The following is a 16,021-nucleotide window of genomic DNA, read 5'->3' on the forward strand; positions in this document are numbered from 1 at the left end:
CATATGAAAACCAGGAATAACGACAGGTATATAGTTGCTATTGGTGCATCGGCAGGTGGGCTCGAAGCCATTCATGAGTTCTTTGACCACATGCCCCCAAGTTCCAGTTTCTCTTTTATTGTGATCCAGCATCTTTCTTCAGACTATAAAAGCCTGCTGGTAGAACTGGTAGGCAAGCATACCGATATGAAAGTGCTGGAAGCAGCCCATGATATGGCCATTGAGCCCGATTGTGTATACATCATCCCCAATAATAAATTGATGACCGTGAAGCAGGGCAAGCTGAAGCTGGCCGATAAGTCATTGGTAAAAGCACCCAATACGGCAATAGATACTTTTCTGTACACACTGGCCAACGAGAAAAAGGACAAAGCCATAGCCATTATCCTGTCTGGAACCGGAACCGACGGCACAAAAGGTATCCAGAGCATTAAAGATTGCGGCGGGATGGTGATGGTTCAGGATCCGGAAACAGCCAGGTTTGACGGGATGCCCAACAGCGCCATTGCTTCGGGAAGCGTGGATTTTATTATGCCGCCCGCAAAAATGAACGAAGAGCTGTTCAACTATATAAAGGAAGAACCGCATACGGCCCTTGAAAAAGGTAAATTTGATGAGCGGCTGCTGGATGAAATTTTTAACCTGGTACACCGGCAGAGCGGCAACGATTTTAACCTGTATAAAACCCCTACCATCATCCGCAGGATAGGGCGCCGAATGAATGAAATCGGGCAAAAAAAGGTGGAAGATTATGTGAAATACCTGTCTGCCAATAAAGAGGAGGTTAACATCCTGGGCCAGGACTTTCTGATTGGAGTAACAGGGTTCTTTAGAGATAAAGAGGCCTTTGATATGCTGGCAGATAAAATATTGCCAGACCTTATCCATACCAAAGTGGATAATGATATGCTCAAGATCTGGGTATGCGCCTGCAGCACAGGGCAGGAAGCCTATTCTATAGCGGTACTGGTGAATGAATGCCTGGAAAAGGCGGGCAGGAAACTGGATGTCAAGATCTTTGCAACAGACATTGATGAAAAAAGCATAGAGATTGCCGGCCGCAATCAGTACCCCGAATCGGTAATTAAAGAAATACCGCCTGCTTTGTTCCGCAAATATTTTGTAAAAGATGGCGCTTTTTATGGCGTGCTTCCGCACATCAGGAAACAGGTGGTATTTGCAAAACATGATGTGATCAAATCGCCCCCGTTTATCAAGAACGATATGGTAACCTGCCGCAATATGCTGATCTACGTGAACAATATATTGCAGCAAAAGATCTTATCTACCTTTCATTTTTCGCTGAATAAAAACGGGTATCTGTTTCTTGGAACAAGTGAAACGGCCTCTGCACTGAAGGAAGGCCTCAGGGAGTTTTCGGGCAAATGGAAGATCTATCAGAAGTCTGGCCCGATAAACTATTCTACTTACAATACCTATAATACCAGCGGCCGGATTGTGGCACGCGCGGAAAAGAAAAAGAGCAGCATCGATACGCCTTTAACCGGGGCAGAGAAGGCCTTCAATAGTTTCATAACCAAAGACCTTGGTTATGTAGGCGTTTTTATTGACAAGGCTTACATTATACAGGAAGCCGTGGGCAATTACCGGCAGTTCCTTTCCCTGCCGGATGAGAAAATAGAGCTCAACATCCTGAAAATGGTACCGAGGGAAATCTCCATTGTGCTCAATACCGCCCTGCGCAAATCCTGGAAAGAAAACAAAAGAACGCATCTGAAAAGGATCCGCTTTAAGCGCAAGAAGGATGAGGTATACCTGAACATATCCATACAGCCTCCGGGTTTGGATAACAACAGCGATTTTACCATGATCGTGTTTGGTGAAAGTACCACAGAAATCATTCCCGATAAGGAAGACCTGATGATGTCCCTGCTCTCGAACGACCAGCAGAATGAATACGTTTTTGAGCTGGAAGCAGAGTTGAACGAAACCAGGAGCAACCTGCAGCTGGCCATAGAGGAAATGGAAACCAGCAATGAGGAACTGCAATCCAGTAACGAAGAATTATTGTCCGCAAATGAAGAGTTGCAATCGGGCAATGAGGAACTGCAATCGCTTAACGAGGAGCTCCATACCTTAAATACCGAGCATCAGCTGAAGATACGCGAGCTGATAGAGCTGAACGATGACCTTGACAATTACTTCAGGAGCATAGATATTGGCCAGGTATTTCTGGATGGCAACCTGCAGATCCGTAAGTTTAACCCTGCAGCAACCAGCATGGTGAATTTGATAGATGCAGATATAGGCCGTTCGATTGATCACATTTCCAACAACATTAAATCTGAACACCTGTCTGATGACATCCGTAGTGTGATGCTGGCGGGCCAGGTACTGGAAAAGGAGGTGCAGCTGAAAAACGGGCGCCGAAGCTTGATGCGGATTATGCCTTACCTGCGCAAGGATAAGAAAACCGATGGTGTGGTGATTACTTTTGTAGATATATCGCACATTACCGAGCTGAACAACATTATATCTGGTGTTTTTAATGCGAGCTTAAACGCGGTGCTGGCCTTTACCGCTGTAAGAAACCAGGACCATTTTATTGTTGACTTTAAATGTGTAGCATTTAACAGCGCTGCGCTGGAGTTGCTGGGCAAAACCAAAAAGCAGCTTAACGATGCCATGCTGGTAAAACAACTGCCCGAACTAACCGAGGGAAGCCTTTTTGCCCGTTACGTGGCTGTAGCAGAGAAAGGCAGCTCATTGCAGGCAGAATTCCAGATGGGGCCTAAAAAATGGTTTCAGCTGGTAGCCGTAAAAATGTCTGACGGCTTTGCTGCAACCATAACAGATATTACTGAACGCAGGCTGGCAGACCAGCGCCTGAAAAAGAACTACAATGAACTGATCGATACCCGCGAAAACCTGAAGCTGTTGAATACTGAGCTGGAAGAAAAGGTGCGGGAAAGGACTATGGAACTGACCGCGAGTGAGGAAAGGTTCCACGAAATAGCCAAAGCTACCAATGATACCATCTGGGACTGGAGCCTGGTAAACAACACCATGTGGCGGAGCAATAACCTTGACCTGATGTTTGGGTATTCGAACTCGGCCGAAACCAGCAATATTGCTTTCTGGTTTGAAAAGATTCACCCCGAAGACCGCAAACAGGTGAAAGATAGTGTTTACGAAGCCATAAACGGTAACCAGAAGCAGTGGTCGGCCGAATACCGTTTTTTAAAAGCCGACGGGAATTATGCGGTTATTTTTGATCGGGGCAGTATACTGCATGATGATTTCAATATGCCTTACAGAATGGTGGGCTCAATGGTTGACATTACGAAAACCAATGAGCTGCAAAAGGAGCTGATGCAGAAGAAAGACGAGTTTATGAGTATTGCCAGCCATGAACTTAAAACGCCAATTACCAGCATTAAGGCCTTTTTACAGCTAACGGCCAGGGTAGCCCGGAAAGGTGTGGTAAACGATGACATGCTCACCTATATTGACAAGGCCTCCAGGCAGCTGAACAACCTGACCTTCCTGGTGAGCGACCTGCTGGATGTTTCGAAAATACAGGCGGGCAAAATGCAGTTCAATTACAGTCACTTCAATATGAAGAACCTGATAACTGAATGTGTGAGCGACATGCAGAATACGGAAGACTTTGAGATTGTTATGGAACATGTGGACGATATTGATGTGTATGCAGATCAGCCCAGGATAGAGCAGGTGCTTAAAAACTTTCTCTCTAATGCCATTAAATATTCACCGGAAAGCAATGCTGTAATTGTTTATACGGTACTTACAGGCAAGGAAATAAAAGTTGTAGTGAAAGATTTTGGGATTGGCATACCGGCCGATAAGACCAGCCTGGTTTTTGACCGTTTCTTTAGGGTAGATAATGCCAGTTATCAGTTCTCTGGCCTGGGCCTTGGACTGTACATCTGCGCCGAAATTGTGACCAGGCATGGCGGAACGGTTGGTGCGGAAAGTGAAGAAGGGAAAGGCTCTGAATTTTGGTTCCAGATACCTTTAAAAGGGCCTGAAGCAACCGGTTAGTGATGGCTTGACTGCAGGGCAATATAAAATGTTGTCCCTGCTTTGGGTACACTTTCAAACCAGATCTTCCCGCCCTGCTTTTCTATGAAATCTTTGCACAGCGATAAGCCCAGGCCAGTGCCTTTTTCATTTTCGGTACCATAACTTGAAGCGATCCTTAAGGTAAATATCTGGCGCTGTTTTTCTGCGGATATCCCAACCCCGCTATCTTTTACCGAAAAGATACAGCGGTTGCCATCCTGCCGGGCCTTTACCTCTATATCGCCATTGGCTGGGGTAAATTTAAAAGCGTTGTTGAGCAGGTTACGTGCTACCGACTGGATCATGAGCTTATCGCCCTTAACCATCAGGTTTTCCGGGATGTTAACCAGTACCCGGATGTTCTTGTTTTTGGCCATCTGCAAAAACATGTTTAAAGTGTGGTTCAGGGTATCCTTAAAATTGAGCTGCTCCAGCTGAACCTCGTTGTTCTGCAGCTGGTTCCTTGCCCAGAGCAGCAGGTTGTTGAGCAGGTACTGGGCATCGTCAACAGAACTGATCAGCTTTTGCTCCATCGCACTGCGGTCCTGGATGTCCAGCTCTACCGCAGTAAGCAGCTGCATGTACTGCTTCACAGAAGCCAGGGGTGTGGTCAGGTCGTGCGAGATCAGGGAAAACAGCTTGTCTTTTTCTATATTGATCAGTTCCAGCTTATGCGCTTTTTCTACCGCCTCGTTCTTTTGCCTGTCGTAGCTTTTCCTGACCAGCGTGGTGCAGATGTACAGCAGGCAGATCACAATAAAGTAAGTAACCCCGATGTCGATAAACATTTCCTGCCGGCTGCTGTAATGCTGCAGGATCATACCCGGCCGCATGAACTCTACATACAACAGGGAAATTACCGTGGCTGCATTGAGTATAAACAGGAAGAGCCATTGCCTGCGGGCCGAAATGAGGATGGTAAGGAACAGGGAAACTGCAAACAGTAGTAAAATGGAACCCTCAATTCCCGAATTGTAGATGTATGCAAAGGAATTGGAAATGTTGATCTCTATGGCCGAAAGAATGATGGCCAGGTTGAGCTTATTTTTAAACCGGCTTAAATAGTAAAGGAAAAGCTGGATAGTGGCAACTACTGCCGCCACAACAGCGGCCTGGTACAAATGGATGAACAGGTTGAAAACTACCTGTATACATACCGTAGGGATAGCGATAACTGAGATGGTGTGAAAGATGCGCCCTTCCAGCGAAATTGACATAGGATCCCCAACCAACCAAAACCAGTACTTTTTTAACATTATTTCTTTTGACAGCAATTTGAAAAACCGGAACTAAGAGCAGGTGGGATGAGACTCTTTTCGACAGCAAATTTAACATTTACTATATAAATATGAAACTATAATTCCGATCGGTTAATAATTTATACAAAGAGGTTACGTAACCTATAGCGTTACCGGGCTCTGGAGCGGATAAAAAATTTATCAGGCGCCTTACTGAGCAGGTTTGGACAGGACAGCCCATGACAGTTTTGCTTTCATAATGTTATACTTTAGGGGGTATTCGGGTTATTTTTTGAAAGTTAATTAAACTTTATTAAATATTTAACACGGGTATTGTTATTTTGTAACCTTATATAAACCACACCAAATGCGTAAAACCAGCTTGTTCCTTTTTCTTATTTGTTTTTCCCTCATGGTAAAGGCCCAGCAGCTTCAGGTTGCCCAGCTTACCTGTAATTATAAATCTGATCCTGTGGGCATTGATGGCCTCCAGCCGCAGTTGGGCTGGAAACTGCAGGCTGCGGAAAGAAACACCATGCAAACTGCCTTCGAACTGCGGGTTGCATTGAGCAAAACAGATCTGCTGAACGGGAAGAACCTGAAATGGCAAAGTGGTAAAGTAAGCTCAGACCAGTCTGCCCATTTGCCTTACAAAGGCGCAGCGCTAAAAAGTAAAACACGCTATTACTGGCAGGTAAGGGTATGGGACAATCATAAAAATGCCTCTGCATGGTCTGCCGTAAATTTTTGGGAAACAGGTTTGCTTACACCAAATGACTGGACTGCAAAATGGATCCAGACCAGTACCGACACGGAAGGAAAACCAGGGCCTGCGCCCATGTTTGGCCGCAGCTTTGATGTGCGGGGCCAGGTTAAAAATGCAAGGCTTTACATTACCGCGCATGGCCTGTACGAGGCAAAGCTGAACGGGCAAAAAATTGGCAACCATTATTTTACCCCGGGTTGGACCAGCTACCATAAACGCCTGCAGTACCAGACTTATGATGTAACCACTATGCTGAAGCCGGGGAAAAATGCAGCACTGGTAACCATTGGAGATGGCTGGTACCGGGGCAACCTGGAGTTTAACCATAAACGCAATTTATACGGAAAAGAGGTGGGGCTGCTGTTCCAGCTCGAGATCGAATATGCAGATGGCAGAAGGGAAAGCCTCTCGTCAGACGACAGCTGGAAAGCGTCGTTCAACGGGCCGGTAAAAGCTTCTGATATTTATAATGGCGAGACCTATGATGCCCGCCTGGAAAAAAATGCCGCAGTGCAGGAATTTAATAATACCGGCTGGCAAAAGGTAAAAACAGTTGACTTTAAGCTGGATAACCTGGTTGCCCCGATAGGCCCAACCGTAAGTAAGCATGAGCGCTTTGCACCGGTAAAAGTTTTTAAAACCCCCAAAGGCGAGCTTGTAGCCGATTTTGGCCAGAACCTGGTGGGTTGGGTGCAGCTGAAGCTGAAAGGGAAAGCAGGCGATACGGTTACCCTAAACCATGCCGAGGTACTGGATAAGGACGGAAACTTTTATACAGAGAACTTAAGGAATGCCAGGCAGGAAAACAAATACATCCTGAGCGGCTTTAAAACAGATGTGCTGGAACCTCATTTTACCTTCCAGGGTTTCAGGTATGTTAAAATTAGCGGCTATAGCGGCAAGCTGGACAGTACCAATTTAAATGCCATTGCTGTATATTCTGCTATGGCCCCAACCGGCAGGTTCGCTACATCTAACCCCTTATTGAACCAGCTGCAAAGCAATATCCAATGGGGGCAAAAAGGGAATTTTGTGGATGTGCCAACAGACTGCCCGCAGCGTGATGAGCGCCTGGGCTGGACCGGCGATGCGCAGGTATTCTTTAAAACTGCAGCCTACAATATGGATGTATCGGCTTTCTTCAGTAAATGGCTGAGTGACCTTAATGTGGATCAGCATGCCAACGGAAATGTGCCTGTGGTGATACCCGATGTGCGCGCCGTAAAAAATGCGGGCTCGGCAGGATGGGGAGATGTGGCGACCATCATTCCCTGGGATTTTTACCAGGCCTATGGCGATAAAGCACTTCTTGCCCGTCAGTACCCGAGCATGAAAGCCTGGGTAGCGTACATCCGCAGCATCAGCAAAAACAATTTGTGGAACAGCGGGCCGCATTATGGCGACTGGCTTTTTTACACCATGGCCGATGACCGCGATGGTAAGGCTGCCATAACCGATAAGTTTTTCATTGCCCAGGCCTTTTATGCGCACTCTACACAAAACCTCATCAATGCGGCGAAAGTATTGGGCAACAAGGCCGATGTGCAAACCTATACTGAATTGCTCAAGGCCATTAAAGAGGCATTCCTGAATGAATATGTTACCCCTTCGGGCAGGCTGGTGTCCAGCTCTCAGACGGCCTACGTACTTGCGCTGAATTTTGACCTTCTGCCCGAAAACCTGAGGGCGCAGGCGGCCAAACGACTGGCAGATAACGTTGCTGCTTATGGCAACCATTTAACAACGGGCTTTTTGGGAACGCCTTATCTGTGTCATGTGCTTACCCGCTTTGGCTACAATGATGTGGCCTATAAGCTGTTGCTGCAGGATACCTATCCTTCCTGGCTTTATCCGGTAAAAAAAGGGGCAACCACCATCTGGGAAAGGTGGGACGGGATTAAGCCCGACGGCTCTTTCCAGGCTGTAAGTATGAACTCATTTAACCATTACGCTTATGGTGCCATAGGCGATTGGATGTACCGTAATGTGGCCGGAATTGCTGAACTGGAACCGGGCTATAAAAAGATCAGCATTGCCCCAAAGCCAGGTGGAAACCTTAAAAATGCCTCGGCAGAACTGCAAACCATCTATGGCAGCGTAAAATCGTTATGGGCAATTGAAGGTGGCAAAACAAAATTGACCGTAACCATTCCGGCCAATACTACGGCCAGAATTGTGTTGCCTAACACAGCAGGGCTGAAAATAACGGAGTCTGGAACGGCCTTGGATAAGGTTAAAGCCATAAGTGATGTGAAAAATGTAGCCGGCAATACCGAACTCCTGGCGGGTTCAGGTACTTACCAGTTTGAATATTAATGCAGCTGCCCAAAATGAAACCAGGAAGAAGGAATTTTATAAAAATCAGTTCTGTAGCAACATTGAACCTATCCCTGCTGGGGCTAAAAGGTACTGCGGCAGTAATAAACAGCAATTTAACAGCGGGAGAAAACTCAGCTTTAGCTGATCTCGAGGCGAACTTCATACATCCTCCGGATAGCAGCAAATCTTCCTGCTACTGGTGGTGGTTTAACGGCCTGGTGAATGAAGCAGGCATTACCCGCGACCTGGAAGAGTTCCGTGCAAAAGGAATGGGTGAGGTACTGCTGGTGAACTCTGCCGGTGGCCTGGGCGGAGTGCCCTTCCCCCAGGGTGCCAAATTTCTTTCGGAAGAATGGAAAGCGCTTTACCGCCATGCGATGAAAGAGGCCAAAAGGCTGAACATTGGCGTTGGCATCAATATGAGCTCGGGATGGTGCATGGGCGGGCCATGGATTGAACCCGAAAATTCGGGCCGCTGGTACCTGCAGGCAGAAATGGAGCTTGAAGGGCCGCAGAAATTCTCGGGGAAATTACCCCTGCCCGGAAACAGGGTAGGCTACGATAAGGTGTTCAACCCCCCGGGATATAAGGAATACATTGATCTTCCTTTGGAAAAACTGGACTACAGGGATACCGCTGTTGTGGCCATTCCTTTGCACCAGGGCCGGAACCAACAAATCAGTGGTAAGCGGGCCGAACTCCTGGCCGCCAAGTCTAACCACAAAGACATCAGCAACTGGGCAAAATCTACTGAAGTGATGGGGCCGGTTTCAGAACCCTGGGAAAATGAGCCTGCGGATGCTGCAATTCCTGTTGAGCAGGTAATTGATCTTACCGCTAAGGTTTCAAAAGATGGGCAGCTGAACTGGGAAGTGCCTGCCGGCAGCTGGAAGATCATCCGTACCGGACACAGAATGACCGGTTCCAGGCTGATGATTGCCCAGCCCGAAGGCGATGGGCTTTCGGTAGACTGGTACGATCGTAAAGGGGTAGACCTGCAGTTCGAAAATCTGGGCCGGATGTTTATAGATGAAGCCGCCAAAGTGGGCAATAAGCCTATTTATTTTTGCGACGATAGTTTTGAAGACGGTTTCCCGAACTGGACGGAAAAGATCGTTCAGCATTTTAAGAAATACAGGGGTTACGACCCTACGCCTTATCTCCCGGCATTGTTGGGTTACCTGGTAGGAAGCGCGGAAATCTCTGACCGTTTTATGCACGATTACCGCAAAACACTGGGCGATTGTATGGCAGATGAACATTACAGGCATTTTGCCGACCTGTGCCATAAAGAAAACATGCTGGTACAGAACGAATCGGCAGGGCCTAGCCGCTCGGGTACCATTTCCATCGATGGGTTAAAGAACCTTGGGCGGAGCGATTTCCCTATGGGCGAATTCTGGCTGGGAAACAACCATGAAGATGAAAGTACCATTACGCCCGATAAGCCTTATGGCGTGTCGAGGCTCGATTACGGACAAAATAAAGTATGTAAAATGGTGGCTTCTGCCGCCCACCTTTACGGTAAGAAAACCGCCTCGGCCGAAGCTTTTACGAGTATGCGGCACTGGCTGGACTATCCCGGTTCTTTGAAACAGGCTTTAGACCGTGCTTTTTGCGAGGGCATCAACCGCATTGCCATACATACCTCAACCTCTACCCGGCCCGAAGATGGTAAGCCAGGCTATGAATATGGTGCCGGTACACATTTTAACCCCAATGTAACCTGGTGGAACAAATCGGGGCCATTTTTTGATTATGTGGCCAGATCGCAGTACCTGCTGCGTTCGGGCAGTTTTGTAGCCGATGTGCTGTATTATAATGGCGATGGGGTGCCTAACCTGGTTGCCCAGAAACATATCGACCCGCAATTGGGCAAGGGTTACGATTATGATGTGTGCAATGAAGAGGTTTTACTGACACGCTTATCCGTTAGGAACGGGAAATTGACCCTGCCGGATGGCATGAGCTACCGTATCCTGGTCTTGCCTGAAAGTACAAGGATGCCTTTGGCCGTACTCCAGAAAATCAGCAGCCTGGTGAAAACAGGGGCTACCATTGCAGGGCCTAAGCCCATCAGTGATTCCGGACTTAAGAACTATCCCGATTGTGATGTGCAGCTGAAGGGCCTGGCCAAGGCACTCTGGGGCAAAGCAGGGGCACAGCTGCGTATAAATAGTTATGGAAAAGGGCGGGTGTTTGATAAAGGACCGATCCGTAACATTTTGCTGAATGACGGGATTAAGCCGGATTTCGAATGCTCCGGCGACGCCCCCATCGATTTTATCCACCGCAGTACCCCCGAGGCTGAAATTTATTTTGTTACCAATAAGCATAGTAAATCCCTGCTCACAGATTGCAGCTTCCGGATAAAAAACCGCATGCCGGAAATCTGGGACCCGGTAAAAGGCAGTATCAACCGGCAGGTTAATTTTAAAATAACCGATGGCCGGATTCAATTGCCTTTAAAATTTGAAGCCTTTCAATCCTGGTTCATTGTATTTCCAAAGAATAGTAAAATAACCCAGGTGAAAAAGGTGGCGCTCAATTATCCGGAACTGAAAGCCGTTCAGGAACTATCAGGCCCATGGCAGGTTCAGTTTGATACCCATTGGGGCGGGCCGGAAATGGTTACTTTTGATAGGCTGCAAGACTGGAGCTTGCACAGCGATGACAGGATCAGGTATTTTTCGGGTACCGCGGTTTATACCAAACAATTTGAATTGGCCCTTGAGCCTGAAGCAGGCAACCCGGTTTATCTGGACCTGGGTACGGTAAAGAACATTGCCGAGGTTAGCCTGAATGGCCAAAACCTGGGGATCATCTGGACAGCGCCCTGGCAGGTAGACATCAGCCCTGCTTTGCAGAAAGGAAAAAACGAGCTGAAAATAGAAGTGGTCAATTTATGGCCTAACCGCCTGATTGGCGATGCCGCCTTGCCCAAAGAAAAGCGGCTTACCAATACGAACATCAGTTTCAAAAAGGAGGATAAATTGCTGGCTTCCGGTTTACTGGGGCCGGTTGTGCTTAAAAAATAAAAACAATAGCAGGATGGCATGACAGTACATGACAGAAGTTTAGGGGAATCAGTCTACTTTAGTCAAACCAAATTTAAATCCTAAACTATGCAGGTCTTACTAGGCGTCATCTTTCATTTCATCGGCGGTTTTGCCTCCGGGAGTTTTTACATCCCTTTTAAAAAAGTTAAAGGCTGGGCCTGGGAAACCTACTGGATTGTTGGCGGGCTGTTTTCCTGGCTCATTGTACCTCCGCTGGCGGCTTACCTCACCATTCCTGGTTTTATGGACATCATTGCCCAAACCAATGGCAAGATTTTACTGCTTACCTATTTTTTTGGTGTATTGTGGGGCATAGGTGGGCTTACTTATGGTTTAGGCGTACGGTACCTGGGCATTTCGCTGGGCAGTACCATCATACTGGGGCTTTGCTCTGTATTTGGGGCGCTGATTCCATCTCTATATTACGATTTTAACCCGGTAGCCGGAAAAGACAGCCTGTCGGACATGGCCGGAACGCAATGGGGCCAGATGGTGCTCTTCGGTTTGCTGGTCTGTGTAATCGGCATCGTGGTATGCGGACTGGCGGGAAGCATGAAAGAAAAGGACCTTGTGGCCTCTGGTAAAGCAGATCCTTCCAATAAAGAATACAAACTGGGCATAGGTCTTATCGTATCTATTGTTTCGGGTGTTCTGAGTGCTTGTTTTGCCTTTGGTATTGACGCCGGAAAAGACATGGCCCAGCATGCCAATGAGGCCTGGAAGCTGCTTAATCCGGGGCAAGGTGAATTTCTTTTCCAGAACAACGTAACCTATGTGGTGATTTTATGGGGAGGTTTAACCACCAACCTGTTCTGGTGCATGCTGCTCAATGCCCGCAACAAAACTTTTGGGGATTATACCGATAAAAAGGCCCCGCTGGTTAAAAATTACATCTTCTCTGCCCTGGCGGGCACAACCTGGTTCCTGCAGTTCTTCTTTTACGGGATGGGCGAAAGCAAACTGGGCAATGGCGCCAGTGGCTGGATTCTGCACATGGCCTGCATCATCCTGGTAGCCAATGGCTGGGGGCTGGTGTTTAAAGAATGGAGCGGGGTAAAGAAAAAGACTTTCGGTACCGTTGTAGCCGGAATTGTGATCCTCATCTTATCTATCCTCATTGTAGGTTATGGAAATTCTATCAAGTAAAAACAATTAATAAAATATCTATATGAATACTCGAACAAAGATTTTTAAACATGTAAGCTATTTGTGGGATGATGCAAAGGCTGCTGAAATGGCCGGAGATGAAGTAGCCTTGTTGATCTACCGTTCAAATTTATTAGGTGCCGACCTGCGTTTAACCAATTACGGCGGAGGCAATACTTCATGTAAAGCTATGGCCAAAGATCCGCTTACCGGACAGGAAGCCGAAGTGATGTGGGTGAAAGGATCTGGCGGCGATTTAGGTACTTTAAAGAAAAGTGGTCTGGCCGCACTCTATGCAGACCGGCTGCGCAGCCTTAAAAATATTTACCGGGGGCTGGAACATGAAGATGAAATGGTGGAATTGTTTAACCATTGTATTTACGATCTGGCCAGTAAAGCCCCTTCTATTGATACGCCTTTGCATGGTTTCCTGCCCTTTAAGCACATAGATCACCTGCATCCTGATGCGGCCATTGCCATTGCTGCGGCCAAAGACGGAGAGCGCATCACCAAAGAGCTGTTTAATGGTACCATAGGCTGGGTGCCATGGCAAAAGCCGGGTTTTGAACTGGGCTTAATGCTGCGCAAATGCCTGGATGAGAATCCGGGTATCAGGGGCATTATGCTGGGTTCGCACGGATTGTTTACCTGGGGCGATACTGCTTACGAAAGTTACATCAATACCCTGGAAGTTATTGAAAGATGCGCCGAATACCTGGAAGAAAACTACGGAAAAAAAGGCCCGGTGTTTGGCGGCCAGAAAATAGAAAGCGCTGCAAAAGAACAACGCTTGAAACAGGCTGCTGCAATAGCTCCTGTACTGAGGGGCTTCTGCTCCAGTGAAAGAAATATGGTTGGCCATTTTACCGATGATGCCAGGGTACTTGAATTTATCAATTCCAATGACCTGGACAGGCTGGCCCCATTAGGTACCAGCTGCCCTGATCACTTTTTGCGCACCAAGATCAGTCCGCTGGTACTGAAGCTGGACATTAGCGAGGACCTTAGCGATGTTACGTCCCTGAAGGAAAAACTAAGGCCAGCATTTGAGGCTTACCGTAAAATGTATGCCGAATATTACGATTCATGCAAACACAGCAACAGCCCTGCTATACGTGATGCCAATCCGGTCATCATTCTGTATCCGGGCATAGGTATGTTCTCTTTTTCAAAAGATAAGCAAACGGCAAGGGTCGCTGCAGAATTCTACACCAACGCCATCAATGTAATGAAAGGCGCAGAAGCCATTTCAGCATACACTTCTTTACCGAGACAGGAAGCGTTTAACATTGAGTACTGGTTGCTGGAAGAAGCCAAACTGCAGCGCATGCCTAAGCCGAAAGCCCTTACCGGAAAAATTGCCCTGATTACAGGCAGCGCCGGTGGAATAGGCAAGGCCATAGCTAAAAAGTTTGTAGAAGAGGGTGCTGTAGTGGTATTGAACGATATGAACGCAGAGCGCCTGGAAGGTGCCGGCGCGGAATTTGAAAGTAAATATGGTAAGGACAGCTATGCCACAGCCACCCTGAACGTAACGAGCGCTGAAGATATTGCAGCGGCATTTGATGCGGCAGCTTTGGCTTTTGGAGGGGTAGATATTGTGGTGAACAATGCCGGCCTTTCGATCTCTAAAACCATTGCCGATCATTCAGAAAAAGACTGGGACCTGCTTTACGATGTATTGGTGAAAGGCCAGTTTTTCGTTACCCAGGCTGCTGCCGCAGTAATGCAGAAACAGGATATTGGAGGTGACATTTTGAACATTGTAAGTAAAAATGCACTGGTTAGTGGCCCCAATAACGCAGGTTATGGCAGCGCCAAGGCGGCCCAGCTGCACCTGAGCAGGTTAAATGCCGCAGAACTGGGGGCAGACCGGATCCGTGTAAATGTAGTGAACCCGGATGCTGTGATCAGCGACAGTAACATCTGGGCAGGAGGATGGGCCGAAGGCCGCGCAAAAGCGTATGGAATTACTGTGGCAGAGTTGCCGGCTTATTATGCAAAACGTACCTTGCTGAATGAAATAATTTTACCCGAAGATATTGCCAATGCCTGCTTTGCTTTTGCAGGGGGCTTGCTGAACAAATCGACAGGAAATGTACTGAATGTGGATGGCGGTGTAGCCAATGCCTTTGTCCGTTAAAAAGAGAGCGTTAAAAAACAAGAAATTATGATACTAGAGAATTATCAGATAGCATCACACAACAGTGAACTTTTAGCCAAACACCAGCGCAGACTTGCCTTTATTGCTGATGAGGTAGCGGATACCGAAGCCATCATTCAGAAACTGATCAATTTTCAGATTGGTATCCCAAGCTGGGCCCTGGGTACAGGCGGTACACGCTTTGGGCGCTTCTCTTCAGGAGGGGAACCCCGTAACATCGAAGAGAAAATAGAAGATATAGGTTTGCTGCACAAGTTAAATGCGGCAAGCGGTTCCATCTCGCTGCATATTCCCTGGGATACCGCAGATGATGTGCAGGCGATTAAGGCCCTGGTAGCGCAGCATGGTTTGAGCTTTGATGCCATGAACTCCAATACCTTTCAGGACCAGGCCGGTCAGGCACATAGCTATAAGTTTGGCTCCTTACAGCATGTCAATAAAGGAGTACGGAAACAAGCCATCGAACACAATATAGAGGTGATCCGGCAAGGGGTAGAACTGGGTTCCAAAGCACTTACCGTATGGCTGGCCGATGGTTCCTGTTTTCCAGGACAGCTCAACTTCCGTACAGCCTTCCAGAATACCCTGGAAAGCCTGCAGGAAATTTATGCTGCTTTGCCCGCCGATTGGAAGGTTTTTGTGGAGTATAAAGCTTTTGAACCTAATTTCTATTCTACAACTGTAGGGGATTGGGGCCAGTCTTTATTGTACGCCAGTAAATTAGGACCTAAAGCTTATACGCTGGTAGACCTTGGTCATCACCTGCCAAACGCCAACATCGAGCAGATCGTTTCCCTGCTGTTAATGGAAGGTAAACTGGGCGGCTTCCACTTTAACGATTCCAAATATGGTGACGACGACCTTACAGCCGGAAGTCTGAAACCTTACCAACTGTTCCTGATCTTCAATGAACTGGTGGAAGGAATGGACGCCCGCAACATGAAACACCATAGCGATCTGGGTTGGATGATTGATGCCTCACACAATGTCAAAGACCCGCTGGAAGACCTTTTACAGTCGGTTGAAGCCATTATGCTGGCCTATGCCCAGGCTTTGTCTGTAGACCGTAAGGCCTTGGAGCAGGCGCAGGAAGCAAACGATGTGGCCCGTGCCCAGGAGCTATTGCAGCAGGCCTTCCGCACAGATCTCCGTCCGCTGGTAGCCGAAGCCCGTTTGCGGGCCGGAGCGGCCCTGGCCCCGCTGGAACTGTTCAGAAAAATCAAAGTGAGGGAAGAACTCATTAAAAGCCGTGGGTTAAAAACCGTAGCAACAGGCTTGTAAG

General features: G+C 47.5%; 7 protein-coding genes. 6 read left to right on the top strand and 1 reads right to left on the bottom strand.

Annotated features, from left to right (window positions below):
- Nucleotides 1-3: 3 nt before the first annotated feature.
- Complete coding sequence (locus tag ABIE26_RS24030) at nucleotides 4-4,026, top strand: chemotaxis protein CheB (protein ID WP_310146286.1); 4,023 nt, start codon at nucleotides 4-6, stop codon at nucleotides 4,024-4,026.
- On the opposite strand, the gene ABIE26_RS24035 is transcribed toward ABIE26_RS24030, so the two are convergent.
- Nucleotides 4,023-5,264: a sensor histidine kinase gene (locus tag ABIE26_RS24035; protein WP_310146287.1), complete on the bottom strand. Its 1,242-nt coding sequence runs from the start codon at nucleotides 5,262-5,264 to the stop codon at nucleotides 4,023-4,025. The two genes, ABIE26_RS24030 and ABIE26_RS24035, sit on opposite strands and share 4 nt — an antisense overlap.
- Nucleotides 5,265-5,652: 388 nt before the next feature.
- Here ABIE26_RS24035 and ABIE26_RS24040 point away from each other — a divergent pair, with 388 nt between their 5' ends.
- The 5 genes from ABIE26_RS24040 (at nucleotide 5,653) to ABIE26_RS24060 (ending at nucleotide 16,020) form a co-directional block, all read left to right on the top strand.
- On the top strand, nucleotides 5,653-8,367 hold the full coding sequence (locus ABIE26_RS24040; RefSeq protein ID WP_310146288.1) for a glycoside hydrolase family 78 protein: 2,715 nt from the start codon (nucleotides 5,653-5,655) through the stop codon (nucleotides 8,365-8,367).
- A gap of 14 nt (nucleotides 8,368-8,381) precedes the next feature.
- Complete coding sequence (locus ABIE26_RS24045) at nucleotides 8,382-11,408, top strand: glycosyl hydrolase (protein ID WP_310146289.1); 3,027 nt, start codon at nucleotides 8,382-8,384, stop codon at nucleotides 11,406-11,408.
- A gap of 87 nt (nucleotides 11,409-11,495) precedes the next feature.
- Nucleotides 11,496-12,575 (top strand): L-rhamnose/proton symporter RhaT, encoded by a 1,080-nt coding sequence (gene rhaT, locus ABIE26_RS24050; protein ID WP_310146290.1) that lies wholly within the window; start codon nucleotides 11,496-11,498, stop codon nucleotides 12,573-12,575.
- Between the two features lie 22 nt (nucleotides 12,576-12,597).
- The gene (locus tag ABIE26_RS24055; RefSeq protein ID WP_310146291.1) at nucleotides 12,598-14,718 is read left to right on the top strand and encodes a bifunctional aldolase/short-chain dehydrogenase; all 2,121 of its coding nucleotides are present in this window, start codon (nucleotides 12,598-12,600) and stop codon (nucleotides 14,716-14,718) included.
- A 27-nt stretch (nucleotides 14,719-14,745) separates the two neighbouring features.
- Entirely contained in the window at nucleotides 14,746-16,020 is a 1,275-nt protein-coding gene (locus tag ABIE26_RS24060; RefSeq protein WP_310146292.1) for a TIM barrel protein, read from the top strand.
- Nucleotide 16,021 lies beyond the last annotated feature (1 nt).

Source organism: Pedobacter africanus, from assembly GCF_040548825.1.
Taxonomy (GTDB): Bacteria; Bacteroidota; Bacteroidia; order Sphingobacteriales; family Sphingobacteriaceae; genus Pedobacter; species Pedobacter africanus_A.

What these genes read in the sequence shown, in the direction of transcription:
- ABIE26_RS24030 (WP_310146286.1), top strand. Translation starts at nt 4, where the DNA reads ATGAAAACCAGGAATAACGACAGGTATATAGTTGCTATTGGTGCATCG.
- ABIE26_RS24035 (WP_310146287.1), bottom strand. Translation starts at nt 5,264, where the DNA reads ATGTCAATTTCGCTGGAAGGGCGCATCTTTCACACCATCTCAGTTATC.
- ABIE26_RS24040 (WP_310146288.1), top strand. Translation starts at nt 5,653, where the DNA reads ATGCGTAAAACCAGCTTGTTCCTTTTTCTTATTTGTTTTTCCCTCATG.
- ABIE26_RS24045 (WP_310146289.1), top strand. Translation starts at nt 8,382, where the DNA reads ATGAAACCAGGAAGAAGGAATTTTATAAAAATCAGTTCTGTAGCAACA.
- rhaT (WP_310146290.1), top strand. Translation starts at nt 11,496, where the DNA reads ATGCAGGTCTTACTAGGCGTCATCTTTCATTTCATCGGCGGTTTTGCC.
- ABIE26_RS24055 (WP_310146291.1), top strand. Translation starts at nt 12,598, where the DNA reads ATGAATACTCGAACAAAGATTTTTAAACATGTAAGCTATTTGTGGGAT.
- ABIE26_RS24060 (WP_310146292.1), top strand. Translation starts at nt 14,746, where the DNA reads ATGATACTAGAGAATTATCAGATAGCATCACACAACAGTGAACTTTTA.